We start from the raw sequence: 22,930 nt of genomic DNA, 5'->3' as shown, positions 1-22,930 counted from the left end.
CAATTACGTGACGGCGGGTGGGGAATTACGTGACGGACAACCCCTCAGACCTGGGGAATTACGTGACCGCTGACATCGAAGTAAACCCGCATCACGATTTTCAATTGATCACCGTGCTCGGCGACCAATGCCACGAGTCGACGAGCGTAGTCCAGCGCCGCGATCGGATCGTGCACCGAGCACGGACCCACCACTACCAGCAGTCGATCATCGCGACCGGCCAGGATCGCAGCGATCTGGTCACGATCCCGCTGGACAGCCGCAGCGCGCGCCGGCGTCAACGGAAGTTCAGTACGGATCACGTTGGGAGCCGGGATGTCTCGGAATGCCACGATCCGAAGATCGGCGGTGTTGATAATGCCTGACGTACGGTTGGCGATCGACATCGTGGGTGTGCCTTCCTGTGATGGTCTCAGGGCACGCCCATTGGTTCCGGATGCCCTGAAAAAACGAAAAGCAGCGACCTTGTGGTCACTGCTTGGGCTCCGGGTGCTAGTCGTGCGCTTAGCCAAACGCTCCAGCCGCGGCCCCACCCGGAGCCAAGGTAAAGCGCCAATACATGCGCACGACAACGTTCACGGCGCTGACCATACCACACTGGCCAGCGTCGCCGGACTCGCACCGGTTCCGCACGACACCGGCCGCATCACCGGCAACGTGAAACGCCCACGCAGATACAACCGTCGTCTCCTGCGCGTTTGCTACATGGCCGCCGACAACAGCCTGCGGACAAACCCGAATCCCGGGCGTTCTACGAGCGAAACGAGCTGGTGGCCAACGCCATCCAGGCCTAGCCCTGGCCAGACGCCGCATCAACGTCATCTGGGCACCGCTGCGCGCCAAACCACCTACGAGCCAAACGCTCTCAGAGCAGCGTGACGGCTATTCTCGTTGAGTTGGGGGCTGTTCGAGGCGCTCACCTACGTTGTCCCCGATACTGTGAGAATCCAGGTCGAGAGGATTCACATCGAGTGGGGTGGCATGTGTCGGCGGCGGCTGAAAATTGACCCCCTGGCGGCAGGGTGGTTTCGAGGCGTCGTCGCAACACTTCTCTAAATTCTGGAGGTTGTGTTGACATCGTCTCGTCGGGTGAAGAAGGGGCCGGGGCGCCGTCCGCAATCGGCCAAACGTCAGCGGTTCATGGAGTTGCGGGCTCGCGGGTGGAGCGGGCGCGCCGCGGCCCGCGAAGTCGGTGTCTCTCGGTCAGCGGCGACGAACTGGACACGTGGTTACAAGACCTACCGCAACGGCATCGAGGTCGGGTCCGTCCCGCCCCTGGATCGACTAACGGTCCGCGAGATCAGCCCACGCTACCTCTCCCAGGAGGAGCGAATCGAGATCGCCGACCTGCGCCGGTCTGGGTTGAGCTTGCGCGTGATCGGCGATCGACTCGGCCGAGCGCCGTCGACGATTCCGCGGGAGTTGCGCCGCAACGGCGTGGCTGGCCGCGACTATCAGCCCTTCGATGCCCATCGGCGTGCCACCGCGCGTCGAGCTCGTCACCATCGACGCCGCGTCGACACCAACGACCTCCTCAGCGCCGTGGTCACCGAGTTGCTCGGCCGGCGATGGAGCCCACAGCAGATTAGCCGCTATCTGCGTTTGCGTTTTCCTGACGATCCATCGATGCGGTTGTGCCACGAGAGCATCTATCAGGCCGTCTATCAGCCGAATTCGCGGTTCTTGCGCCCCTCGCGGCTGGCGCCACACCGTCGGTCACCGTTGCGTACCGGCCGGGACCATCGCCGGGCACACCAGTGCCAGCAACGCCGGAGACCGCGGTTTCAGCAGCCAATGCTGACCATCCATGATCGACCGTTCCCCCCCATCGACCGGTCGCAGGCAGGACATTGGGAGGGCGATCTCATCATCGGCGACAACCACCTTTCAGCGATCGGCACGCTGGTTGAGCGCCAGACTCGGATGCTGCGACTGGTACATCTGCCGCGCGCTGACTCCGACTCGTTGCACGCCGCCTTAGTGCTCCGCATGCAGGGTCTACCGCCGGCGCTGCTCCGGTCGATCACCTGGGACCAGGGCACCGAGATGGCACGTCACCTTGCCACCGCTGACAAGCTCGGCGCGCCCGTCTATTTCTGTGACTCCCGATCACCGTGGCAGCGCGGCAGTAACGAGAACACCAACGGACTGCTGCGCGACTACTTCCCCAAGGGCGTCACCCTGACCAACCATTCGCCGGGGCACCCAATGGAAGTCGAGGACGAACTCAACAACCGCCCCCGCATGGTCCTGCAAGACCGTTGTCCCGCCGATCTATTCGCCGCGCTACTAGCCTCAGAAGATCCGCCGATGTTGCGACGTTGACTCGAACCCACCCCTGCCGCGCCGGGGTCAGAATTCACGTGCCGCGGACACGAAGAGCCCCTTAAGGGCCCAGGCGTGGCAGTACGTCAATTGCAGCTTGTTGCGCTGCTAGTAAGAACCGCCTGCCATGTCTGCCGACGTTACTGCCGATCTAAACACCGCGGTCATTTCCTTCCGATCAGCGGACGGTGACGTGGTGTGCCCGACTGGCTCACAGCCAACAAGGGCCTAGGGTGTGTCCGATAAATGGGCTAGCCAGATGGCGATTGGCCTGAGCACGGCGGCGGCGCGGTAGACGATGGCGAGTTTGTCATAGCGGGTGGCCAGGCCGCGCCATTGCTTGACGACATTGATGCTGCGCTCAATGACATTGCGGCCCTTGTAGTCCTGCGCATCGAAGGCCGGTGGCCGTCCGCCGCGCGAGCCCGTCGTTTGCGGTGAGCGAATCGATCTGCGGGCTCAGGAATCACCGCAACGATGCGGCGCCGACGTAACTGGGCGCGGGTCGCTCGACTCGAATAGGCCTTGTCGGCACGGACCCGGTCGGGACGCGTCCGCGCCGAACCGCGATCGTTCTCACCTTCGAGACTCCCGCCGCGTTGCAGAACTTTTCCAGCTGGTTCGACGCTCTTATCGCCGAGTACCAGGCGGAACTCGCGGGCCACGTCGCGGCCGGGCAAGCGGACGGCTCGGTCAGAAACAACCTCGAATCTCGTGTCCTACGCAGTTGACATCGGCCGCTCCTAGACGATATTTTGAGACGCTGAAGCCCTAAATCGGGCACCCGCTTCGCTTGTTCGGAATTTGGAGAGTGCAGTGCTACCCCCAGACCGCGTGATGACAAGCGCCGCTTGCCGACTCTCAGTCCAGGAGCGACGGTCCCATGGCGCCGCCTAGTTACGCGCCAGTCGACCAAGTCGTCGATTATCCTGCCCAGGTGGTCATGACGGCCATCATGTTCACTGTGGCCGCCGCAACGACCTGGTACCTGTTGCGCGGACGTCGCGGCATCGAGTTGCGCTTTCGAATCCTGGTGATCATCGGTGGGATGCTATGCGCCGCGAGCTTCGAGCCCGCCGCCGATCGATTCTCATTGCTGTGGTACGCCAGCGAAGGCGGTCAATGGCGCCTCATAACGATTTTCGGCATCCACGTACCGCTGTGGCAGCTGGGCACGTACACCTGGTTCGTCGGCGGCGCGTCCCTATTCGCAATCGATCGGCTCCGAGCCGGCGGTGGCGCGCGAGCGATGTGGCAGATCTACTGGGCGATCGTCGCGATCGACATTTTCATCGAGGTCCCGCTCAGCCACGTCGTGACGCTCTACGCCTACCACGGCGACCATAACCCGTTCTTTTCCGACTTCTGGCGGCTGCCTGCCTGGATGATTTTCGTCAACGGCGCAATGCCTTTGGCCGCCGCCGCGGCAGCGCTCTCGGTTTGCGCGACAGGCAACAAAGCGATGCTCTGGCTGATCCCCGTGATAGTGCCGGGATCGCAGTTCGGCCTCTACGCCACGGTCAGCTGGCCTACCATAGCTGCGATCAACTCGGACGTGGGTCCAGTCGCTGCGCACATCATTGGCGCCGGAACGATCGCCCTCGAACTCATCGTCGCCGGTTATCTGCTCTGCAACTTGCTGCCACGAATCGCCGCAATGGCCCAGTTCCCTGAACAGATGCCAGCGGCAGTCCACGGTTCCACGCCCTAGCCCCCGGCGGGCGCGCCGTCGTAGGCGCCTCGCAAGGAGGTTATGCCGCAATGGCTTTGGCGGCGTCCTACCCCGACCGATTTTGTTACGCCGGATCGATGTCAGGATTTCTTGCGCCAGAACGCACGGGCGTGGACGGCGCGATACTCGCCACCCTTCAACAGTTCGGCGGTGTCGACACCAACAATATGTGGGGTGCGCCGCAACTGGGCCGGTGGAAATAGCACTCGCCGTACATGCATCTCAGGCTGCTGGCGGACAACAACACGCGATTGTGGGTCTTCGGACCAGTCAGCACTACGGCCAGCGAACCCGCCGCGATGATCGGCTGCCCGGAGATCGCAGAGGGAAGCAATCGTCAGGTCTACGCTCAATATTTGGGAAGTCGGCGGGCTGAACCGTCCCGCGTTTGATGCGCACCTCTCTTCTTGGGAAGGTGCATGTCGTGGCGAGCAAGTACGACCCGGAGACCCGGGCCAGGGCTGTGCGTCTGGTGCTGGATCATCGTGATGACTATCCGAGCGAGTGGGCGGCGATCACTGCGGTGTCTCAGCGGCTGGGGATGACCGCCGAGACGCTGCGAAGTTGGATCCGTCGGCATCAGGTCGACGAGGGTGAGCGCGACGGTGTGTCCAGTGACGCTGCGGCGGAGATCCGCGCGCTCAAGCGCCGTAACGCCGAGCTGGAGCAGACCATCGAAATCCTCAAGGCGGCAACGAGTTTCTTCGTGCGGGAGAGCGACCCGCGCAACCGCCGCTGACAGCCACGGTCTGCGAGTTCATCGCCAAGAACAGGGACCGTTTCGGGGTCGCTCCGATCTGCCGCGTGCTCTGCGAGCACGGGATGCCGATCGCCCCGAGAACGTTTCATGCCTGGGCTACGCGGGCGCCCTCGAAACGGGCCCTGTGGGATGCCACGATCACGCAGATCCTGGCCGGCTGCTACGAGCCCGACGAGCAGGGCCGCCGCAAACCGGAGTCGCTGTACGGGTCGCTGAAGATGTGGGCCCATCTGCAGCGCGAGGGCATCCCGGTGGCCAAGTCCACGGTGGAACGGCTGATGCGTAAAAATGGCTGGCGGGGCGTGCGACGCTGCAAAAAGGTGCGCACCACGATCCCGGACCCGGAGGCGGTGCGGCCACCGGATCTGGTGGACCGCCAGTTCGGCGTGCCCGCTCCCAACCTGCTGCTCGTGGCTGACTTCACCTACGTGAAGTTGGTGACCGGGATCTTCGTCTATGTCGCGTTTGTCATCGACGCTTATGCGGGAGCCATCCTGGGGTGGGAGGCGTCGGCCTCCAAGCACACCCGCTTCGTCGAATCGGCCATCCGTCAGGCCGCCGCACTACGCCGCCGCCAGGGGCATCCGATCGACGGTGCGATCCACCACAGCGATGCTGGGACGCAATATACGAGCGTGAGATTCGGTGATACACTGAGTCTTTCGGAGATCCGACCGTCGGTCGGTAGCGTCGGTGACGCCTACGATAACGCGTTGGCCGAGACCACGATCGGGCTCTACAAAAACGAGTGCGTCCGAGCCGACTCCCCGTTCCGCCGCGGCAAGCTCAACATCGTGGGCAACGTCGAGTACATCACCGCCGACTACGTCGCCTGGTACAACCAGCAGCGCCTCATGCACCGCCTCGGACGCATCCCACCCGCCGAAGCCGAGACCCGCTACTATTCTCAACTCGTGACCGACCAACCGGCCGACTCACAGAACCCCGAGGGTGCATGAAACTCGGGATGGTTCACTCTCGACGACGAACGCCTGCGCGGCCGACCAGGCTCTGTTGGGCGCCCTCGTCACATTCCCGGTGAAGCCGGTGTATGGGTGCTCCTCTTCGGAGACATGTTGGTGTTCACGGTGCTGTTCGTGGTGTACCTGCACGCGCGCGGACCAGAACGCGACCTCTTCGCCTCGTCGCAGGATCACTTGAACCGTTCGTTCGGTGCGATCAACACACTCATACTGCTCACCAGTTCGATCATCGTGGTGTTCGCGACGCGCGCGTTGAAGGACCCGCGTTGGCAGCACCTCGCGTCCAGGCTCACGATCGCCGGTGTGCTCGTCGGCACGTGCTTCGTGGTGGTGAAGCTCGTCGAGTACACGCAGAAGGTGCATGCGGGAATCACCCCGACCACCAACCATTTCTACATGTACTACTTCGTGCTGAAGGGGTCGCACCTGGTCCACGTGCTCATCGGTTTGACCGTGTTGACAGTGTTGTCGCGCTTCGCGCGTAAGCCCGCCCCAGCCGTACGCTGATCGCGTTCTTCGAGGGCGGCATGTTTCTGGCACGTCGTCGATCTCCTGTGGATCATGATCTTCCCCCTACTCTTCTTGGTTAGGTGACATGTCATCACTCGTGCGGACGCCGGCCCCAGTCGGCTGGACCCTCCTCGTCGTCCTGACGGTCATCTCGTGGGCGCTTGGCACTCAACACGGCTTCGGCGGCGACAACCATGTTCCGGCGAGCCTCGTCATCATCGTGGTCGCGATCTTCAAGATCCGCGTCGTCGGTCTATATTTCATGGAACTGAAGGACGCGCCCTGGTCGCTGCGCGGGCGGTTCGAGGGATACACCGTGCTGCTGCTCGGCCTGTTGACGGGCATGTACCTGCTGCCTGACCACTCCCGCTCAACCGGTTCTGCAGCCCTGCCCGGTCGCTCGTCGTCCCCGCATCGCCGTCGGTCCCGCCGAGAGTCCGGGTTGTGAATGCTGACGCGTTCTACAACGCGCGGCGCTTGGTCTCAACGGATCCGATCCTTACGGCCGGTGCGCTGCGGCGTCCGCTCCGCGGTCAGCCGCGCAGGCAGTCGGCGAATCCCGTCATCGACCGCCGTCGGCGCCGGCATCGGCGCTCCTGACGCACCGAGCGAGTTCGACGTTCCGGGCGAGCACGGCCTCCTGGTCGTCGACGTCGAAGACCGCGGATGCGAGGTCGCTCGGCGCGATGTAGGTCGTTCCTCCGGTGATCCACGGGCGGAGTTGATCGGCAACCTCCGCCGGACTTCCCATCAGTCAATGATCGTTATGGCGCCCACCGGGCACGCGGCGGCGGCGCGCTCGACGGCAACCCGGTAACTCTCGGATGGACTGTCCTGCAGGATGATCGCCGTGTCGTCGTCGTCTCCGAGATCGAAGATCTCCGGCGCTTCGATCACGCATTCGCCATGCACGGCGCAGAGTCGCTCATCCAATCGGATCTTCATCACCATCTCCTCAGCTGTACCAGTGGGCGTACGCGTTCATCGCTCGGCAACACCAGTTTAGAGACGACATGGCCCGATGATCAATAATTTAGAAACTGATCGTCGCAAAAAATCGGATCGTATGACAGCATGGCGTAACAGCGCGGGCAGAACGCCCGCCGATCAACGAGGGAAGCCGTGGAAGACGTCGTCGTCGTGGGTGCAGGTCTCGCCGGACACCGGGTCGCGGCGGCCCTGCGCAAGCTGGGGTACGCCGGTTCACTGACGGTCATCGGGGACGAGGCGATCGGCCCGTACGACCGACCGCCGCTGTCCAAGCAGCTTCTCAGTGGCGCCATCTCGCCTGAGGAACTGTTCTATCCCGTCGACGACCTCGACGTCTCCTGGCGTCTCGGCGCTCCGGCGCGATCGCTGGATCTCGCGGCCCGCGAGGTGGAGCTCGCCGGCGGGTCACGCGTGGGCTTCGACCGCCTGGTCATCGCCACGGGGCGTGCCGCGCGCAGACGGCCCGCACCCGTACCGGGTGGCGTTCACGTGATCCGCACGCTCGAAGACAGCGCGGCGTTCCGCGCCGAAATCGACCCGGCGGCCACCTTCGTCGTCATCGGGGCGGGCTTCGTCGGCTGTGAAGTGGCGGCCACCCTGCGTCAACTCGAGGTCCGAAACGTCACCCTGGTGGATCTCGCGCCGCTGCCCATGGCCGCTCTCGGACCTCAAGTCGGCGAATTCGCCGCGGAGTATCACCGAAGCCGAGGTGTGCGAACGCGATTCGGGCGAGGAGTGTCCCAGTTGATCGAGACCGCGGGACGGATCAGCACGGTGGTCCTCGACGACGGCGAGCTGTTGCCGGCCGACGTCGTCCTGCTCGGACTGGGCTCCGTACCGAATACCGGGTGGCTGACCGAGTCGGGACTGAGGCTCGCTGGCGGCGCCGTGGTGTGCGATGCGCACCTTTACGCCGTTGGACGCGACGACATCCTCGCCGTCGGTGACGTCGCGGCGTTCCCGCGCTTCGTCGATGGTGCACTCGCGTGCGTCGAGCACTGGACCAATGCGCGGGAAACGGCCGAAATCGCCGCGCACAACCTGCTCGCCGAGGACCCCGCGGACCGCCGGACCCCGCACGCCACACCGACGTTCTGGTCGGATCAGTACGACCTCAAGATCAAGGCGGCGGGATACCTCGGACGAGCGGACGCGTTCGAGGTCGTGGAGGAGTCCGGCGACGCTGAGCGGCCGGCGATGGTGGTCGAGGGGCGGCGCGGCGGCGAGGTGGTGGCAGCCGTCACGGTGAACAGGAACCGGCGATTCATCGACTACACCCGCAGGCTGTCTGCGGCTGCGGTCTAGTGGGACCGATCCCCGTGCGTCGTACCGCAGTGAAGGGTCAGGCCCCGCAGGACGAAATCGGCGAGGTAGTCGGCCACTCCCGCCCGTTCGGTAGCAACCGCCGGCCAGTTGGACACGCAGTTCAAGGTGCCTATCGCAGTGAGAGCTGCGGTTTCGGCGATGGGCTCGTCGAGGCCGGGAATCGCCGCGCCGATGCACGCGACCCACTGGGCGATGTAAGCGTTCTCTCGACGGCGGAGCCGACGGCGGTCGGCGTCGGACAGGTGGCGGCCCTCCCTTATCCACACCGACGCGAGCTTGTGGTGATCCACCACGAATCCCGCGTGCGCACGCACCCGGTGCTCGAGTTCGTCGGCGGGGGCGAGGCCGCGGGATCCCGTCGCCGAGAGCACGCCGTCAATGGCCTGATCGAACAGTGCGGCCAAGATCTCCGCCTTTCCGCGAAAGTAGCGGTAGATAGAGGGGCCCGTCGTCCCGATCTGCCCTCCGATGTCGTCCACTCCGACGCTGGCGTATCCCCTGTCGAAGAACAACTCCGCAGCGGCGTGGAGGATCTCAATGTCTCTTGACACTCTGCGAGCTTACCTGCCAGGGACCTTGAGCAGGCGCCACGCCGGCGCGCGCCTGTGCCAGCGGGCAGAGATTAACGTCGGTTTACTCCGATTCACCATCGAGCGCTGGAATGCCCTAGCAGTGGGGACATTGCATCTCCTGCCGCGTCCACGTGTAGGTGAACCGCTGTTTGCGAAAGTGATCGCTCAGCGGTAGATTCGCGCCTGGGAGCCGCTCGCCGACGAGGTTGCGAGTTCACATCATGACACCGACGAAAAGGCATAGTGCGATGGCAATTTCGAACCAGGTCACCCAGTCGGCACCGGCGAACGTCATCCCGGTCACCTGCCCGGCTGATGGCCGCGTGGTTGGCAGCATCCCCGTCCAGACAGCCGACGACGTGGCGGCGGTGGCCGAGCGACTGCGCGCAGCGCAACCCGAGTGGGAGGCGCTCGGCTCCCAGGGTCGCGGGAAGTGGCTCGGGCGGTGGCGCGATTGGATCCTGGACAACCGTCTCGAACTCCTCGAGACGGTTCAGGCCGAGGGCGGGAAGTCCTGGGGGGACGCGACCATAGAGGCCCTCGCCGCGGTCGAGGCGATCAACTACAACGTGAAGGTGGCCGCCAGACAGCTACGGGATGATCATCCGAGTCCGGCGGGCATCGCCAACCGGCTCAAACGTCTCACCGTCAGCCATCGCGCGTACCCGCTGGTCGGTCTGATCACTCCGTGGAACTACCCGCTGGCCATGCCCATGCTGGACTGTCCCGCGGCGTTGATGGCGGGGTGTGCCGTGCTGTCCAAGCCCTCGGAGCTCACGCCCTTGTCGTGGATCGCGGCGGTCGAGGGTTGGAATCAGATCGGCGCGCCTGACGTACTCGAAGCCGTCACTGGGGCAGGTGCGGCCGGCGCAGCAGTGGTTGACGCGGTCGACATGGTGCAGTTCACCGGGTCGACGGCGACGGGGCGCAAGGTCGGTGCCCGCGCCGGTGAGCGACTCATCCCGGCCAGCCTCGAGTTGGGAGGTAAGGACGCGATGATCGTGCTGGCCGACGCCGACATCGAACGAGCGACCAACGGCGCGGTCTGGGGGGCGTTCTTCAACGCCGGGCAGTCCTGCACCGCCGTGGAACGGGTGTACGTGGAGTCCGTCGTCTACGACCAGTTCCTCGACCGCCTCGTCGCGAAGACCCTCAACCTGAGGGCCGGAATGGACCGACCGGGCAGATACGCCACGGACTTCGGCGCGCTGGCCACCGAGGAGCAAATCCGCATCGTCGAACGTCACGTCGAGGAAGCTAGGGCCGCCGGCGCGCGGACGCTCACCGGAGGCAAACGAACGGGGGACGGGAACGTCTACGAGGCCACCGTGCTCGTCGACGTGGGCAACGACATGGCATGCATGCGCGAGGAGACGTTCGGTCCCACTCTGCCGGTGATGCGTGTGGCCGACAGCGACGAAGCGGTACGGCTGGCGAACGACTCGACATACGGCCTATCGGCCAGCGTGTGGTCGAAGGACCAGGCGAAGGCGCGTGCGGTGGCCCGACGTTTGAATGTCGGCGCGGTCAACATCAACAGCGTGATGATGAACGTCTTCCAGTTCCCGATTCCCCAGGCGGGATGGATCACCTCGGGCGTGGGCGCGCGCGCAGGTGCAAACGGGGTCGTCAAATACACGAGGCCACAGGCGATCGTCTCCGATCTGGTGGAGATGAAGAGTGAAATCTTCTGGTATCCGCATACCAGCCGTCTCGGCGCTCTTCAGGAACGCGCGGTATCGCTACTGGGCGCCCGCGACATGCGCCGCCGCCTACGTGGCCCGAAACGCTGATTGACCCGACACATCGCCTAACGAAGGGAACTTGACAGTGAGCACCACGCGAGATCCTGCCGCAGTGGTAACGGACTTCTACGCCGCACTGAGCCGAGGTGAGGCGGACGCGGCTGCCGAGCTCGTGGTCGAGCACTTCAACGACGACGCCACTCTGAGCCGGCCGGAGTCGTTACCGGGGGGCGGCGTCATCGAAGGCGCGGCGGGAATCGCCAGATTCATGCGGGCGGCGGCATCGCAGGTGCGGGGCCTGCAGCTGCGGGAAACACACGTGGCGCCCGGCGACGGGACCGTGCACGTGTTCGCAGTTCTCGAATTGTCCTTGGGTGCAACGACATCCGCGATCGAGTGGTGGGTGTTCGATTCCGGAGGGGCGAGGTCGGTCACCGCCTACTACTGGGACACTTCCGCTCTGATGGGCCGCTGACATCACCGCCGACCTTCGACTCGAGGACACCGTGGCACCCCTTTCGGGCATTAAAATTGTAGAATTCGGCAGCATCGGCCCCGGCCCGTTCGCGGGCACTATGCTGGCCGATCTCGGCGCGACCATCGTGCGCCTGCATCGCGCCGGCCAGCGATCGCCGGTCGACATCGCGGGTTCGGGTTCCGACCATCGTGGCCGGCCGGGCCTGCCGATCGATCTCAAGGATCCGGCGGACCTCGACTTCGCCCTGTGCCTCTTCGACGGCGCCGACGGGCTCATCGAGGGGTTTCGGCCGGGTGTGATGGAGAGGCTGGGGATCGGGCCGGCCGCCGTCCACGCGCGCAATGCGAAGCTCGTCTACGGGCGGATGACCGGATACGGCCAGTCGGGACCCCTGGCCCGCGTGCCGGGGCACGACATCAACTACGCGGCGATCTCAGGGGTGCTGAGCGCAATCGGCCGTCGTGGTGAACCGCCCTTGGCGCCGATCAACCTGCTCGGTGACTACGGCGGCGGGGGAATGCTGCTCGTCACCGGGATGTTGGCGGCGCTGCTGCAGGCTCAGCGCACTGGCGTCGGCCAAGTGGTGGACGCGGCGATGGTCGACGGCGTGGCTCAATTGGCCAGTGTCATCTTTGGTTTCGCGAACGCGGGGTCATGGGGTCCGCGCGGCACCAACATCCTCGACAGCGGTGCGCCGTTCTACGACGTCTACGAGACCGCGGACGGCCGGTATGTCGCGGTCGGAGCGATAGAACCCCAGTTCTACGCGGCACTGCTCGACGGCCTGGCGCTGCATCCCGACGACTTCCCGCAATGGGAACGCGACCGCTGGCCGGACTATAGGCGCGCCTTCGCCGAGCGCTTCCGCACCAGATCCCGTGACGAGTGGACGGCGCTGCTCGAGCACGCCGACGCCTGCACGACGCCCGTGCTCGACCTGACCGAAGCCGCGCACCACCCGCACAACTTGGCGCGGAAGAGCTTCGTGCCGACCGACTTCGGCATGATGCCGACCCCCGCCCCGCGCTTCGATCGCGCCGACTCCGCCCGGACGCCGTCCCCGGAGGAGGCGCTGTCGGCCTTCGGGCTCACGCCGGAGCAGGTGGATCAGCGGCTGAGCCGGCCGGCGCGCGCCCGGACGTGACGGACGCGTTCAGTCGGCCGGTCGCCTCGTCCGAGATCCTCGAGGAGCGAGCCCCTACGGAGCGGCGGACTCCGACGCCTGGATCTCGTGGGCTCGGCAGCTGACCGGTTCCCGTGCGTACGGTCTGGCCTTCACCCGCATCACATCCGATGGCGTTGTGGCGACGCTCGAGCACTCGACGATCGAAGTGAACCCTAACGGCGCCTGCCATGGAGGCCTGGTCGCCGCCGCGATCGACCAGATGATGGGCGTCACCGCGATGACGGTCCTGACCCCCGGACACGTACCGGTGACCGCGGCTCTGCACGTGCAGTTCCTGTCGCCGGCGGTCCCGCCGCTCAGACTGGAGGGCCGGGTACTGCGTTCGGGAACGAGCATCATATCCGTCGACGTCGACGTGTACGCCGAACTCGGCGCCACCGTCTGCGCACAGGGCCAGGGCACGATGTCGCCGCGGCGCTTCACGTGACCGGCTCGTTGACACGACTCCTGCTGAAAACCTATTCTGAGATACAAAGGCTCAAAAACTACTTGGGCGTTCCGCGAAAGATGAACGGAGACAGTCATGAATACCGCGGTGATCGTGGACGCGGTCCGCTCGCCCATGGCCAAGGGGAAGGCCGCCAAGGGAGACAAGCCCGGCGGGGCCTTGTCGACTCTGCACCCGGTGGAGTTGCTGGGCCAGGTCTTCACTCAGCTGCTGGCGCGCAACGACTTCGACCCGGGTCTCGTCGACGACGTCATCACCGGCTGTGTCAGCCAGGTCGGGGAGCAGTCCGGCCCGGTCGGGCGGTGGGCCTGGCTGGCGGCCGGACTCCCCGAGCACGTGCCCAGCACGACTGTGCACCGTGCGTGCGGATCGTCTCAGCAGGCCGCCGACTTCGCCGCACAGGGCGTCATCGCCGGTGCCTACGACATCGTGATAGCCAGCGGCGTGGAGTCGATGAGCCGGATCCCGATGGGAAGCGCTCGCATCGGACAGGATCCCTTCGGGCCCACCGTCGCCACCCGCTATGCGCCCGGGCTGGTACCGCAGGGTGTCTCCGCCGAGCTCATCGCTGCGCGTTGGGGTTTCACGCGCCGCGATCTCGACGAGTACTCGGCCCGATCGCACGCCCGAGCCGCGGCGTCGGACTTCAAGTCCGAGATTGTCGGCGTGCATGTCGAGGACGGCGAGGAGCGGCGGCACGTCGACTCCGACGAGACGATCAGGCCGCAAACCAGCGCTGATTCGCTTGAGTCGCTGCGCCCGTCCTTCGAGACGGCAGAAATGAGCGAGCGGTTCCCCGAGATCCGCTGGAAGATCACCGCAGGCAATTCATCCCAGCTCACCGACGGCGCCGCCGCGGTGCTCATCATGAGCGAAGCCAAAGCCGCCGAACTCGGCTTGACCCCACGAGCGCGGTTCCATGCTTTCGCCGTCGCCGGCGACGATCCCATCACCATGCTCACGGGACCGATCCCCGCGACTGAGAAGGTGCTGTCGCGCGCTGGTCTCGCCATCGGCGACATCGATCACTACGAGGTCAACGAGGCGTTCGCGCCCGTTCCGATGGCCTGGCGCCACCATTTCGACGCAGACGAGGCCCGGCTGAATCCGCGCGGCGGTGCCATCGCGCTCGGGCACCCGCTGGGGGCCTCGGGCGCGCGACTTCTGACGACGATGCTGTACGGGCTCGAGCAGACCGGCGGCAGGTACGGGCTCCAAACGATGTGCGAGGCCGGCGGAATGGCCAACGCCACCGTTATCGAACGCCTCTAGCCGAACGCCAGACCATCTACCGAAGGGACGTTCCATGAGAATCGACGGCATCTGCGCTGTCGTCACCGGTGCCGCCTCGGGACTCGGGCTCGCCACGGCGCGGCGATTGCTCGACGACGGCGCCGCCCGCATCGTGATCGCCGACCTCCCCACGTCGGCGGGCACGGAGGTGGCCGCCGAGCTCGGTGACCGCGCCGTATTCGTGCCGGCGGACGTGCGCGACACCGAGGGCCTGAACCAGGTGTTCGACGAGGCAGAGTCGCAAGGCCCACTCCGTGCGGTAGTCCACTGCGCGGGCCGGGGCGGCCCGGTGCGCGTCGTCGGCAAGGACGGCGAGCCGGGCTCGCTGGAGCTCTACTCCGAGATCGTCACCACGAACCTGATCGGGTCGTTCAACGTGCTCAGGCTGGCCGCGGCACGCATGGTGGGCAACGAGCCCCTCGACGGGGACCGCGGGGTGGTGATTTTGACGGCCTCCGTCGCGGCATTCGAGGGGCAGATCGGCCAGATCCCCTATGCGTCGTCCAAGGCGGGAGTGGTCGGCATGACGATCGTCGCGGCACGCGATCTGGCCAGTAAAGCCTTGCGCGTCAACACAATCGCTCCGGGCACGTTCGACACCCCCCTGCTCGCCCGGCTGTCCGAGCCGGTGCGCGAGTCGTTGGCCGCGACGGTTCCCCACCCGAGCCGGCTCGGGGACCCCGCCGAGTACGCCAAGCTCGCCGCCGCGATCATCGACAACGGCATGCTGAACGGCGAGACAATCAGGATCGACGGAGCGATCCGGATGGCCCCGCGGTGACCGCCTCGCAGACCGCGCCGCCCGTCGAACTCTCGGTGCACGACCATGTAGGGACGGTGGCGATCAATCGCCCGCACGTCCGCAACGCGATCGACAAACCCACCGCGGACGCCATCGCCGAGCACCTGGACCGATTGGACGCAGATCCGGAGGTTCGTGTCATAGTACTGACCGGCCGCAACGGGATCTTCTCGGCAGGAATGGATTTGAAGGCACTCACCGCGACCGATGAACGTCCGATCACCGCGTCGCGAGGCGCATTCGGCATCGTGGAGAACCCTCCCCTCAAGCCGACCATCGCCGCGGTCGAGGGGCCCGCCCTCGGCGGTGGTCTGGAGATCGCACTCGCGGCGGACATCATCGTCGCAGCTGCGGACGCCACGTTAGGGCTGCCGGAGGTCCGTCGCGGGCTCGTGGCCACGGCCGGGGGAGTGGTGCGCCTGCCGCGACGCGTTCCCCACTCGGCGGCGTTGGAGATGATCATGACCGGGAGTCCGATCACCGCCGAGCACGCCCAGCGGCTGGGCCTGGTCAATCACGTGGTGGAGCCGGGCCGTTCACTCGAACACGCGCTGTCGCTCGCCGGCATCATCGCTGCGAACGCGCCGATGGCGGTGCGGGCGGCCAAGGCGGTGGCCATGGCGTCCGCGCACTGGTCTCCCGACGTCGCCTTCACGCGTCAACGCGAGTACACCGACCCGGTGCGCGAGTCGGCCGACGCCGCCGAGGGTGCTCTCGCCTTCGTCGAGAAGCGACCGCCGGTTTGGCGCGACGCGTGACCGCCGTCATGGGGGTGGTCGGGGTATTCCAATCCGCCACGGTGCGACTCGCCGATGACCACGCTGCCTTCCGTGAGAGCGTCCGCGACTTCCTGGATCGTGAGGTGGCTCCCCACTACCGCGGCTGGCGCGCTGCTCGTCACTTGCCCGCCGAGTTGTTCATCGCCGCCGGTGAATACGGATTCCTTGGTTTCGGTGCGTCCGAGCGGTTCGGAGGGGCCGGCGTCGAGGATCCTCGATTCACCGCCGTACTGGTCGACGAGTGCAACCGCCAGGGTTTCGTCGGCTTGGCGTCGATATTGGCGATGCACGTCGGAGTCTGCATACCGCACCTCGGACGGTTCGGCGATCCGCAACAGCAGGCTCTCTGGCTTCCCGAACTGATCGCCGGACGGGCGGTCGCAGCCGTCACCGACAATGCGGTCGATGCGGGGGGCCGGGCCCTGAGCGGCGGACCCGGCACGGAGGTCGCCACGCTGCTCATGACCCCCGCACCGCCGACCGGCCACGTGGCGCTGACCGACACGCGCATCGCCGGCACCGTCGTGCACGTCAAGGACTTCCTCGGTGTAGACGAGGCGCCCGGTGTAGAAGTGACCGTGACGGACGACCGACCGCGCGACGACACGCCGGGTGTACGGGAATTCGTCTCAGCCGTCGACGCGTGGGCGGCAGTGGTGCACGCCGGTGCCAGTCGTTATGCGCTCGAACTCGCGGTGCAGTACGCCGGGGCGCGGAAGGTCTTCGGTCGTCCGTTGGCGAGTTTCGAGAACACCCGCTCCGTCGTCGGCGCCGCCGTCGCCAACACGATCGCGGTCTCCGATCTGGCGCACGCAGCCGCGATCCCAGCCGGGGAGCGGGATCCCGCTCGCGCGGCCGCTGCGCGTCTGGTCGCTGCCGCGGCGCACCGGCACAACACCGATGTCGGCCTTCAGATCCACGGTGGATACGGATACATGCGCGAGTATCCGATTGCGCAGTGCTATGCGGATGCTGCGGCACTCACGACGACGTCGTTGTCTGGCGGTCGAATCGAACAGCTGCTGACCGAGCACGTGGGCCTGTAGCCGCGGAAAGCCGGGAACGGCAACGGATTAGCGGCCGATGAAGCGCCCCGTGCGGCTCTCTCGTAAAGCGGCGATGCCCTCCAGGAGGTCATCGCTGGCGAGTGTCTCCGATTCGAGAGCGAAGGCGATATCGACGATCTCCGACGCTCGGAGTCGTGTGACGACATTGAGCGCACGCTTGGTGTTCTGTACCGCGAGAGGCGGTAACGCGGCGATGCGAGTAGCCAGCGCGAGCGCCGCGGGTCCGACGCCCTCGGTGGTGTCCACCAGGTCTGTGACCATTCCTAGCGCGTACGCGGTATCGCGGTCGATCGGATCGCCGGTGAGCAGATGGCGGCGGGCGCGGATCATGCCAGCGGTGGCCGGCCAGACCAGGCAGCCGCCGTCGCCGGCGGCCAATCCGACGGCCACGTGGGAATCGGCGAACGACGCCGAAGGCCCCGCCACCACCGCGTCGCAAGAGAGCGCGATTGTGGCACCCAAGCCGATCGCCGGTCCCTGCACCGCGGCCACCACGGGCTGTGCGATGCCGTGCAGGGCTTGGAGTAGCCGCACGCCGTCTTCGATGATGGTGCGCCGCTCGCCGGGGTCGTCGTGGGCCACGCGCATCAACTCGAAGTCGCCGCCCGCGGAGAACGTCGTGCCTTGCGATGTGAGAATGACCGACCCGATGGAGCGGTCGTCGGCGATGCGCCGCAGAGTCGCCGTCAATTGGACATGCAGTTCGGCGTCGACTCGATTGTGCAATTCGGGGCGCGCGAGGTTGATCTCGCAGACCGCACCGTGACGGGTCGTCGTCAGTACGGGACGTGGTGTTTTCGTCATGCCGAATCCTCGGTAGTGGTAGTCGAAGGGATCACTGTCCGCGCCATCGTGGTGCTCGGCGCTCGACGAAGCTGGTCATCCCCTCAGCGCGATCACTCGTTCCGAACGTCACTTCGAACAGGCTCGGCAGCCATCCCGGCGCTCATGGTCGTCTCCTCGGCCTGCTGCACAGCGCGTTTCGCGTTGCGTATGGCCACCGGCGGCCCGTCGGGGACCTTCGCGGCCAGATTCAGCGCTTCCTCTCGCCAGCGGTCGGTGGGAGCAACGCGGTTGACGAGTCCGAGCCGGTGCGCCTCGTCGGCGTCGACGGGTTCTCCCGTCAACACCATCTCCATGGCTCGATGCTTGCCGATGACCCTCGCCAGGCGCTGCGTTCCGCCGCCGCCCGGCATGATTCCGACCTTGATCTCCGCTTGGGCGAACCGCGCGGTCTCGGACGCGACGACGAGGTCGCAGGCCAGCGCGAGTTCGCAGCCGCCGCCGAACGCTGCTCCCGACACGGCCGCCACCAATACCACCTCGAGTGTGGCCAGCTGGAACCAGAATCTCGCCGTGTGCGAGGTGAGTACGTCGTGCAGCGGACGGTGCTGCATCGAACGGATGTCGGCGCTGGCGAGGAAGGCCCGGTCGTGCCCGGCGATGACGACGACCCGGACGGCCGGGTCGTCATTCAGACGCTCCAGAGTGGCCCACAACGCCGCCATCATGTCGGGGGACAGCGCGTTCAGGGAATCGGGCCTGTTGAGCTGTACCATCGCGACCCCCGTCCGCGCTAGCTCCCAGAGGACAAGATCGGCGCGTTCGAGGTCGACGGCGGGTGGTTGGGAGGTCATCGGACAGACCGGGACGATCCGCTGGAAGCGACTTCGCCCTCGGCGTCGAATTCGACCTTGAACTTCGTGGGGTCGAATTCCAGTGTCCTGGACCAGTATTCGAGATACTTCCACGGGCTGGTGATGACGATGCGGCCTGCGGCGTTCCGGTAGTAGGTCGTCATACCCGGGTGCGCCCACACCGTTAGCGCGAGCGCGGCATCGAGCTCGCGGTTGTATTCGTCATAGGATGAGCGTGCCGGCTCGAGGGTTCTCACCCGCTGCGTGAACATATAGTTGAGCGCCTGGAGCAGGTACCGGACCTGGAATTCGGTGCTGTGGATGGCGCTGCCGCCGTGGCCGGCATTGGTGTTCGGCCCATTTAGGATGAAGAAGTTGGGATAGTCGGGCACGGTGATGCCGAGATAGGCGCGCGCGTCGTCGGCGTCCCACATCTGCCCGCGGAGCGCTTTGCCGCCTCGACCGCGGATGTCCATCGGGTACAGCATTTGGAGCGTCTTGAAACCGGTCGCCATCACCAGGACGTCTGCCGGATAGCGTCGGCCCGCAGTTGAGGTGATGTCGTTTGTGCCGATGGAGGCGACGCCGTCGTCGACGAGTTCGACATCATCGCGCAGGAGCATCTTGAACCATCCGTTGTCGATCAGCGGGCGCTTGCCGTACGGCGGGTAGTCGGGAACGCACGCCTCAATGAGATCGTCTCGCCCTTCAAGTTGTTCGGTGATGTAGCGCGTCAGGAATTTTCGGTGTCGCTCGTTGCTCGCGTTGACCGAGCGATCGGAATGCGGCCACGCGGGGTCCACTTGAATCGTCGCGTGGAGGCGGTCGCTGAAGTTCCAGAAGGAACGGAGTCTGTACCACCCGATGTAGAAGGGGATTTCGTCCATGAGAAGCCGAACCTCGGGACTGACGTCCCGGTGGTAGTTCGGGTGGGGCAGTGCCCACTGCTTGGACCGCTGAAAGATTGTCACGTGCTCGGCGTCGTCGACGATGGACGGGACGAGTTGCATCGCGCTCGCACCGGTGCCGATGACCGCGACGCGTCGGCCGTTGACCGAGGTACGCGTGTCCCACGCCGCGGTGTGCATGACCGGTCCGGCGAAGTCGTCGATGCCGGGGATGTCGGGAATCGACGGCCTGTTGACCATGCCGACGGCGGAGATCAACACGGTCGCGCGCACCGTGTCGCGGTCTCCGGCGTGTGTCGTCCGAATGAGCCACTGCGCCTCGTCCTCGTCGAACTCTGCCCGTTCGACTTCCGTCTCGAAGCGGATGTCGCGCCGGATGTCATGCTGGTCGACGAGCGATTCGAGGTAGTCGAAGACCTCGTTTCCCTTCGCAAAGTAGCGCGACCACTTGGTGTTCTTGGCGAAGGAGAACGAGTACAGATGACTGGGCGTGTCCACACCGACCCCGGGATACCGGTTCTCTAGCCACGTGCCGCCGACGCCTGCGTTCTTCTCGAGGATGGTGAACGGCACGCCGGCTCGACGGAGGTTGATCGCCGCGCAGATGCCGGACAGGCCGGCCCCGATGATGACCACTTCGAAGCCATCGGGAACCGGAGCAGTCAGTTCGACGTCTCGGCTCTTCGTGCCGAGCTCCTCGGCGAGGAGCGGGCCGTACTCGAGCGGAACCTCCTCGGCCAGGGCGACCGACAGCATTCGAGCGACTTCAGCGGGTTCAGGTTCGATCGGCTCCAACTCGCCCGCGCGGTACGCCAGCACTGCCTTCAGCGTCGCCTCGCGGATCTGCTGCTGCACTTCCAGCGCGAGTCCACCGTCGTCGTTGTCGTCGAGCCCCTGAGCGTGCGACGGTGCGAACGGCGCTGCCAGCCAACATTTTTCACCGGTGAGTTGGACCAATACCATGAGCAGTGTGGGGATGTTGGCCGATGCGAGCGCTTCCCTCAAGCGTTCGACTTCCGCCGACGCGGTCGATTCGACGATGGCGTCGCTCGATGTCTCATTGGACACTGTTCGGATCCTCTCGAAGTTCAACGGCGGAGTACTCGCTCAGCGACTCCTGCAACGGGTGCGACGCCACCCTTGCAAGATCTAATTATGAGCCGATCCGTCTCAATAGTAAAGCGTACGAGAGCGCGGAATTGGACTTTGCGTCAACGTCTAGTCCTCGTAGAGCTTTTCGATGTGTGCGGCGTACTTCGTGGCGATCGCGCGACGCTTCAATTTGCCGGTGGGGGTCAGTTCGTCACCGTCGAACGACCATGACATTGGCAGCAGGACGTACTTCTTGACCTGTTCGGGTCCCGACAGGCGGGCGTTCCCGCGCCACACCGCGTCGTCGATGGCGCGTCGGATTTCGCTGTGGGCGGCGAGCGCGTCGAGATCGTCGCTCGCAATCTGGTGGGCCCGGGCGGCGCGGGCTGCCGCTTCCGGATCCAGGGTGATAAGCGCGGACACGAACTTCCGACCGTCGCCGATCGCTACGACCTGACCGATGAGGGAGTCCTCGCCCCGGATTGCCGACTCGATGTTGGCCGCCGACATGTTCTTCCCCGACGAGCTGATGATCAGCTCCTTCTTGCGATCGACGATCTTAACGAAGCCTTCGTCGTCGATCTCGGCGAGGTCACCGGTGTGCAGCCAGCCATCGGCGTCCAGCGCGGCCGCGGTTTCCTCGGGTTGTCCTCGGTAGTCGACGAAGTTGAAACTCGACCTGATGAGGAGTTCACCGTCGGCTGCGGTGCGGACTTCGACGCCGGGCAGCGGTATTCCCGCGGTGCCGCTCTTGTACTGGTCGACGCGGTTGAAGATGGCTAGCGCGGCTTCGCTCGAGCCGTACGCCTCCATGAGCGGGACACCGATGGCGCGGAAGAAGTAGATCAGTTCCGCGGCAGCCGGTGCGCCACCGACGATGGCCGACCGCAGTCTGTCGAGTCCGAACCGCGCGAGCACGGGAGCCATGACCGGTAGCGCCGCACGATGTTCGTGCTCGAGGCGTTCGCGTTCCGCGGCGTGCAAGTGGTCCGCGATGGCCTCGTCGGTCTCACGGGCGAGCCGCCGACCGATGTCCAGTACGCGGCGCGCCGTCGCCCTAGCTGGGTCGTCCAAGGTTTCGATCGCACCCTCGATGGCCACCTGCAGCTTTTCGAAGACCCGCGGCACCGAGAGCAGGGCGTCGGGTCTGGCATCGGCGATGTGCGCTCCCGCGTCCGCCATGCTCGGGCACGCCGTGATCGCTGAGCCGTACGACAGCGCCATGTAATGGGATGTCAATCGGCCGCCCGCGTGGGCGAGCGGAAGGAAGGACACCACCGCCGTTCTGGTCACGGGGATTCCAGCGTCCATGGCGCGCTGGGCATCCATCACGGTCCGGTGCGACCACTGGGCGGCCTTCGGCGACCCGGTGGTGCCGGAGGTGAAGATGATGGTCACCAGATCGTCGGGTCGCACAGCGCGCCAGACCGCGTCGAAGTCGAAGTCGACGGCGTCGCCGCTCCGGATGACGGCTGAAAGGGTAAGTACGTCCGGGTCGTCGCACGGATCGACTGTCACCACCCGAACAGCGGGGGCGGCCTGCACCGCTGCGCGCACCCGACCGAGGGAACTCGTGTCCGTCACGATCAGTTTGGCATCGGATTTCTCGAGCTGCGCCGCGATCTGCTCCGGTGACGAGCTGTTGAATATCGCGAACGGGATCGCGCCGAGGTGCATCGCCGCATAGTCGATGGCGTGACACTCGATCGTGTTCGGTAACAGCAGTGCAACGGTGTCACTCCGGCCGATGCCGTTGGCGGCCAGCCCGCGAGCGATTCGCTCCACCTGGTCGCCGAGCTGACGCCAGGTCAGAACGACACCGTCGCTGATCGTGCGGAGCGCGACGGCGTCGGGCCGCTGCGCCACGACGCGCTGGAACGCCTCGACCACCGTCGGCGCCTGCACCGGTGGGGCTGAACTCGTTGCGGTTGAGACGCCGACCAGTTCTGCCATCTGTCACCTCTCCTGCACTGCGGCACACGGATGCCCGACGGACGCGTGGCCTTCCGCTCGAAACGGCTTGCAGTCCCGCTTTACGAGCCGAGCCGTCTCAATAGTATCGTCCGGCCAGACAATCGGTGTCAACGCCGCACCTCGCACCCGCGGACTCCTCCGTGGATTAACGTCGGTTTACCTCTGTTTCGAGCGTTGTGCGCGCTCGCCACCTCAGGAAATAACCGCAAATGACATGGGATTTCGCTATCTTGTCGATGCGCCGCACGTTGTGCCGCCGTTGAATAAATTATCGTTGGTTTACTTTAGAGCCGGTCAGTTGCTAAAGTTCGTACCAGGTGTTC

21 protein-coding genes and 3 pseudogenes are annotated in these 22,930 nt (G+C 65.6%); 16 read left to right on the top strand and 8 right to left on the bottom strand.

The window, feature by feature from the left end; genetic code table 11:
* Positions 1 to 74: 74 nt before the first annotated feature.
* Positions 75 to 386, bottom strand: a pseudogene (locus tag AWC25_RS23220) (3-deoxy-7-phosphoheptulonate synthase); the annotation flags it as partial.
* A gap of 211 nt (positions 387 to 597) precedes the next feature.
* On the opposite strand from AWC25_RS23220, the pseudogene AWC25_RS27570 reads away from it, so the two are divergent.
* The 7 genes and pseudogenes from AWC25_RS27570 to AWC25_RS23180 form a co-directional block, all read left to right on the top strand.
* Positions 598 to 895, top strand: a pseudogene (locus AWC25_RS27570) (transposase); the annotation flags it as partial.
* A 176-nt stretch (positions 896 to 1,071) separates the two neighbouring features.
* Positions 1,072 to 2,325 (top strand): IS30 family transposase, encoded by a 1,254-nt coding sequence (locus AWC25_RS23210; protein ID WP_425320236.1) that lies wholly within the window; start codon positions 1,072 to 1,074, stop codon positions 2,323 to 2,325.
* A gap of 937 nt (positions 2,326 to 3,262) precedes the next feature.
* Positions 3,263 to 4,036: a hypothetical protein gene (locus AWC25_RS23200; RefSeq protein ID WP_142279013.1), complete on the top strand. Its 774-nt coding sequence runs from the start codon at positions 3,263 to 3,265 to the stop codon at positions 4,034 to 4,036.
* A gap of 11 nt (positions 4,037 to 4,047) precedes the next feature.
* A pseudogene (locus AWC25_RS27565) lies at positions 4,048 to 4,260 on the top strand (alpha/beta hydrolase-fold protein); the annotation flags it as partial.
* Between the two features lie 221 nt (positions 4,261 to 4,481).
* Positions 4,482 to 5,776, top strand: a protein-coding gene (locus AWC25_RS23190; RefSeq protein WP_142279012.1) for an IS3 family transposase whose coding sequence is annotated in 2 segments (ribosomal slippage) — positions 4,482 to 4,755 and positions 4,755 to 5,776 — 1,296 coding nt in all. Because the reading frame shifts where the segments join, the coding sequence is not laid out codon by codon here.
* A gap of 96 nt (positions 5,777 to 5,872) precedes the next feature.
* On the top strand, positions 5,873 to 6,307 hold the full coding sequence (locus AWC25_RS23185; protein WP_142279011.1) for a cytochrome c oxidase subunit 3: 435 nt from the start codon (positions 5,873 to 5,875) through the stop codon (positions 6,305 to 6,307).
* 88 nt (positions 6,308 to 6,395) lie between these two features.
* Positions 6,396 to 6,758, top strand: a complete 363-nt coding sequence (locus AWC25_RS23180; RefSeq protein ID WP_085167845.1) for a cytochrome C oxidase subunit IV family protein — start codon at positions 6,396 to 6,398, stop codon at positions 6,756 to 6,758.
* Between the two features lie 114 nt (positions 6,759 to 6,872).
* Here the strand turns inward: AWC25_RS23180 and AWC25_RS23175 are convergent, their stop codons facing one another.
* Together AWC25_RS23175 and AWC25_RS23170 are read right to left on the bottom strand one after the other, a co-directional pair.
* A complete protein-coding gene (locus tag AWC25_RS23175) occupies positions 6,873 to 7,061 on the bottom strand; it encodes a hypothetical protein (protein WP_085167843.1) in 189 nt (62 codons plus the stop codon).
* Positions 7,061 to 7,255, bottom strand: coding sequence for a ferredoxin (locus AWC25_RS23170; protein ID WP_085167863.1), 195 nt, complete (start codon positions 7,253 to 7,255; stop codon positions 7,061 to 7,063). Before AWC25_RS23170 ends, AWC25_RS23175 begins: the two co-directional genes overlap by 1 nt.
* 177 nt (positions 7,256 to 7,432) lie before the next feature.
* On the opposite strand from AWC25_RS23170, the gene AWC25_RS23165 reads away from it, so the two are divergent.
* Positions 7,433 to 8,605, top strand: coding sequence for an NAD(P)/FAD-dependent oxidoreductase (locus AWC25_RS23165; RefSeq protein WP_085167841.1), 1,173 nt, complete (start codon positions 7,433 to 7,435; stop codon positions 8,603 to 8,605).
* Here the strand turns inward: AWC25_RS23165 and AWC25_RS23160 are convergent.
* Positions 8,602 to 9,177 (bottom strand): TetR/AcrR family transcriptional regulator, encoded by a 576-nt coding sequence (locus tag AWC25_RS23160; protein WP_085167839.1) that lies wholly within the window; start codon positions 9,175 to 9,177, stop codon positions 8,602 to 8,604. The genes AWC25_RS23165 and AWC25_RS23160 overlap by 4 nt on opposite strands.
* Positions 9,178 to 9,446: 269 nt before the next feature.
* Here AWC25_RS23160 and AWC25_RS23155 point away from each other — a divergent pair, with 269 nt between their 5' ends.
* The 8 genes from AWC25_RS23155 (at position 9,447) to AWC25_RS23120 (ending at position 16,975) form a co-directional block, all read left to right on the top strand.
* Positions 9,447 to 10,991, top strand: coding sequence for an aldehyde dehydrogenase family protein (locus AWC25_RS23155; protein ID WP_142279010.1), 1,545 nt, complete (start codon positions 9,447 to 9,449; stop codon positions 10,989 to 10,991).
* Positions 10,992 to 11,028: 37 nt separating this feature from the next.
* Positions 11,029 to 11,418 carry a nuclear transport factor 2 family protein gene (locus AWC25_RS23150; protein ID WP_158089779.1) on the top strand — a complete coding sequence of 130 codons (390 nt, stop codon included), beginning with the start codon at positions 11,029 to 11,031 and terminating at the stop codon, positions 11,416 to 11,418.
* A gap of 1 nt (position 11,419) precedes the next feature.
* Positions 11,420 to 12,565 carry a CaiB/BaiF CoA transferase family protein gene (locus AWC25_RS23145; RefSeq protein ID WP_085167833.1) on the top strand — a complete coding sequence of 382 codons (1,146 nt, stop codon included), beginning with the start codon at positions 11,420 to 11,422 and terminating at the stop codon, positions 12,563 to 12,565.
* A gap of 82 nt (positions 12,566 to 12,647) precedes the next feature.
* Positions 12,648 to 13,034 carry a PaaI family thioesterase gene (locus tag AWC25_RS23140; RefSeq protein WP_085167831.1) on the top strand — a complete coding sequence of 129 codons (387 nt, stop codon included), beginning with the start codon at positions 12,648 to 12,650 and terminating at the stop codon, positions 13,032 to 13,034.
* A gap of 96 nt (positions 13,035 to 13,130) precedes the next feature.
* Positions 13,131 to 14,327, top strand: coding sequence for a thiolase family protein (locus AWC25_RS23135; protein WP_085167829.1), 1,197 nt, complete (start codon positions 13,131 to 13,133; stop codon positions 14,325 to 14,327).
* A 34-nt stretch (positions 14,328 to 14,361) separates the two neighbouring features.
* Positions 14,362 to 15,129 carry an SDR family NAD(P)-dependent oxidoreductase gene (locus AWC25_RS23130; RefSeq protein ID WP_085167827.1) on the top strand — a complete coding sequence of 256 codons (768 nt, stop codon included), beginning with the start codon at positions 14,362 to 14,364 and terminating at the stop codon, positions 15,127 to 15,129.
* A complete protein-coding gene (locus AWC25_RS23125) occupies positions 15,126 to 15,908 on the top strand; it encodes a crotonase/enoyl-CoA hydratase family protein (RefSeq protein WP_085167825.1) in 783 nt (260 codons plus the stop codon). The genes AWC25_RS23130 and AWC25_RS23125 overlap by 4 nt, the downstream gene beginning before the upstream one ends.
* Positions 15,905 to 16,975 carry an acyl-CoA dehydrogenase family protein gene (locus AWC25_RS23120; RefSeq protein ID WP_085167823.1) on the top strand — a complete coding sequence of 357 codons (1,071 nt, stop codon included), beginning with the start codon at positions 15,905 to 15,907 and terminating at the stop codon, positions 16,973 to 16,975. The genes AWC25_RS23125 and AWC25_RS23120 overlap by 4 nt, the downstream gene beginning before the upstream one ends.
* A gap of 27 nt (positions 16,976 to 17,002) precedes the next feature.
* Here the strand turns inward: AWC25_RS23120 and AWC25_RS23115 are convergent, their stop codons facing one another.
* The 4 genes from AWC25_RS23115 to AWC25_RS23100 form a co-directional block, all read right to left on the bottom strand.
* Positions 17,003 to 17,800 (bottom strand): enoyl-CoA hydratase/isomerase family protein, encoded by a 798-nt coding sequence (locus tag AWC25_RS23115; RefSeq protein WP_085167821.1) that lies wholly within the window; start codon positions 17,798 to 17,800, stop codon positions 17,003 to 17,005.
* 92 nt (positions 17,801 to 17,892) lie between these two features.
* Positions 17,893 to 18,633 carry an enoyl-CoA hydratase/isomerase family protein gene (locus tag AWC25_RS23110; protein ID WP_211281070.1) on the bottom strand — a complete coding sequence of 247 codons (741 nt, stop codon included), beginning with the start codon at positions 18,631 to 18,633 and terminating at the stop codon, positions 17,893 to 17,895.
* On the bottom strand, positions 18,630 to 20,609 hold the full coding sequence (locus AWC25_RS23105; protein ID WP_244899590.1) for a flavin-containing monooxygenase: 1,980 nt from the start codon (positions 20,607 to 20,609) through the stop codon (positions 18,630 to 18,632). The genes AWC25_RS23110 and AWC25_RS23105 overlap by 4 nt, the downstream gene beginning before the upstream one ends.
* Positions 20,610 to 20,759: 150 nt before the next feature.
* Complete coding sequence (locus tag AWC25_RS23100) at positions 20,760 to 22,586, bottom strand: AMP-dependent synthetase/ligase (RefSeq protein ID WP_085167819.1); 1,827 nt, start codon at positions 22,584 to 22,586, stop codon at positions 20,760 to 20,762.
* Between the last annotated feature and the right edge of the window lie 344 nt (positions 22,587 to 22,930).

It is taken from the genome of Mycobacterium sherrisii, assembly GCF_002102355.1.
GTDB lineage: Bacteria > Actinomycetota > Actinomycetes > Mycobacteriales > Mycobacteriaceae > Mycobacterium > Mycobacterium sherrisii.
Note: the sequence above shows the minus strand (reverse complement) of the source record. Positions and strands in the feature narration are given on the sequence as shown.

Bases quoted from the DNA above. Each gene is read 5' to 3' on its own strand.
- AWC25_RS23180 (WP_085167845.1), top strand. From the start codon at position 6,396: ATGTCATCACTCGTGCGGACGCCGGCCCCAGTCGGCTGGACCCTCCTC.
- AWC25_RS23175 (WP_085167843.1), bottom strand. From the start codon at position 7,061: ATGGGAAGTCCGGCGGAGGTTGCCGATCAACTCCGCCCGTGGATCACC.
- AWC25_RS23170 (WP_085167863.1), bottom strand. From the start codon at position 7,255: ATGAAGATCCGATTGGATGAGCGACTCTGCGCCGTGCATGGCGAATGC.
- AWC25_RS23155 (WP_142279010.1), top strand. From the start codon at position 9,447: ATGGCAATTTCGAACCAGGTCACCCAGTCGGCACCGGCGAACGTCATC.
- AWC25_RS23135 (WP_085167829.1), top strand. From the start codon at position 13,131: ATGAATACCGCGGTGATCGTGGACGCGGTCCGCTCGCCCATGGCCAAG.
- AWC25_RS23130 (WP_085167827.1), top strand. From the start codon at position 14,362: ATGAGAATCGACGGCATCTGCGCTGTCGTCACCGGTGCCGCCTCGGGA.
- AWC25_RS23115 (WP_085167821.1), bottom strand. From the start codon at position 17,800: ATGACGAAAACACCACGTCCCGTACTGACGACGACCCGTCACGGTGCG.
- AWC25_RS23110 (WP_211281070.1), bottom strand. From the start codon at position 18,633: ATGACCTCCCAACCACCCGCCGTCGACCTCGAACGCGCCGATCTTGTC.
- AWC25_RS23100 (WP_085167819.1), bottom strand. From the start codon at position 22,586: ATGGCAGAACTGGTCGGCGTCTCAACCGCAACGAGTTCAGCCCCACCG.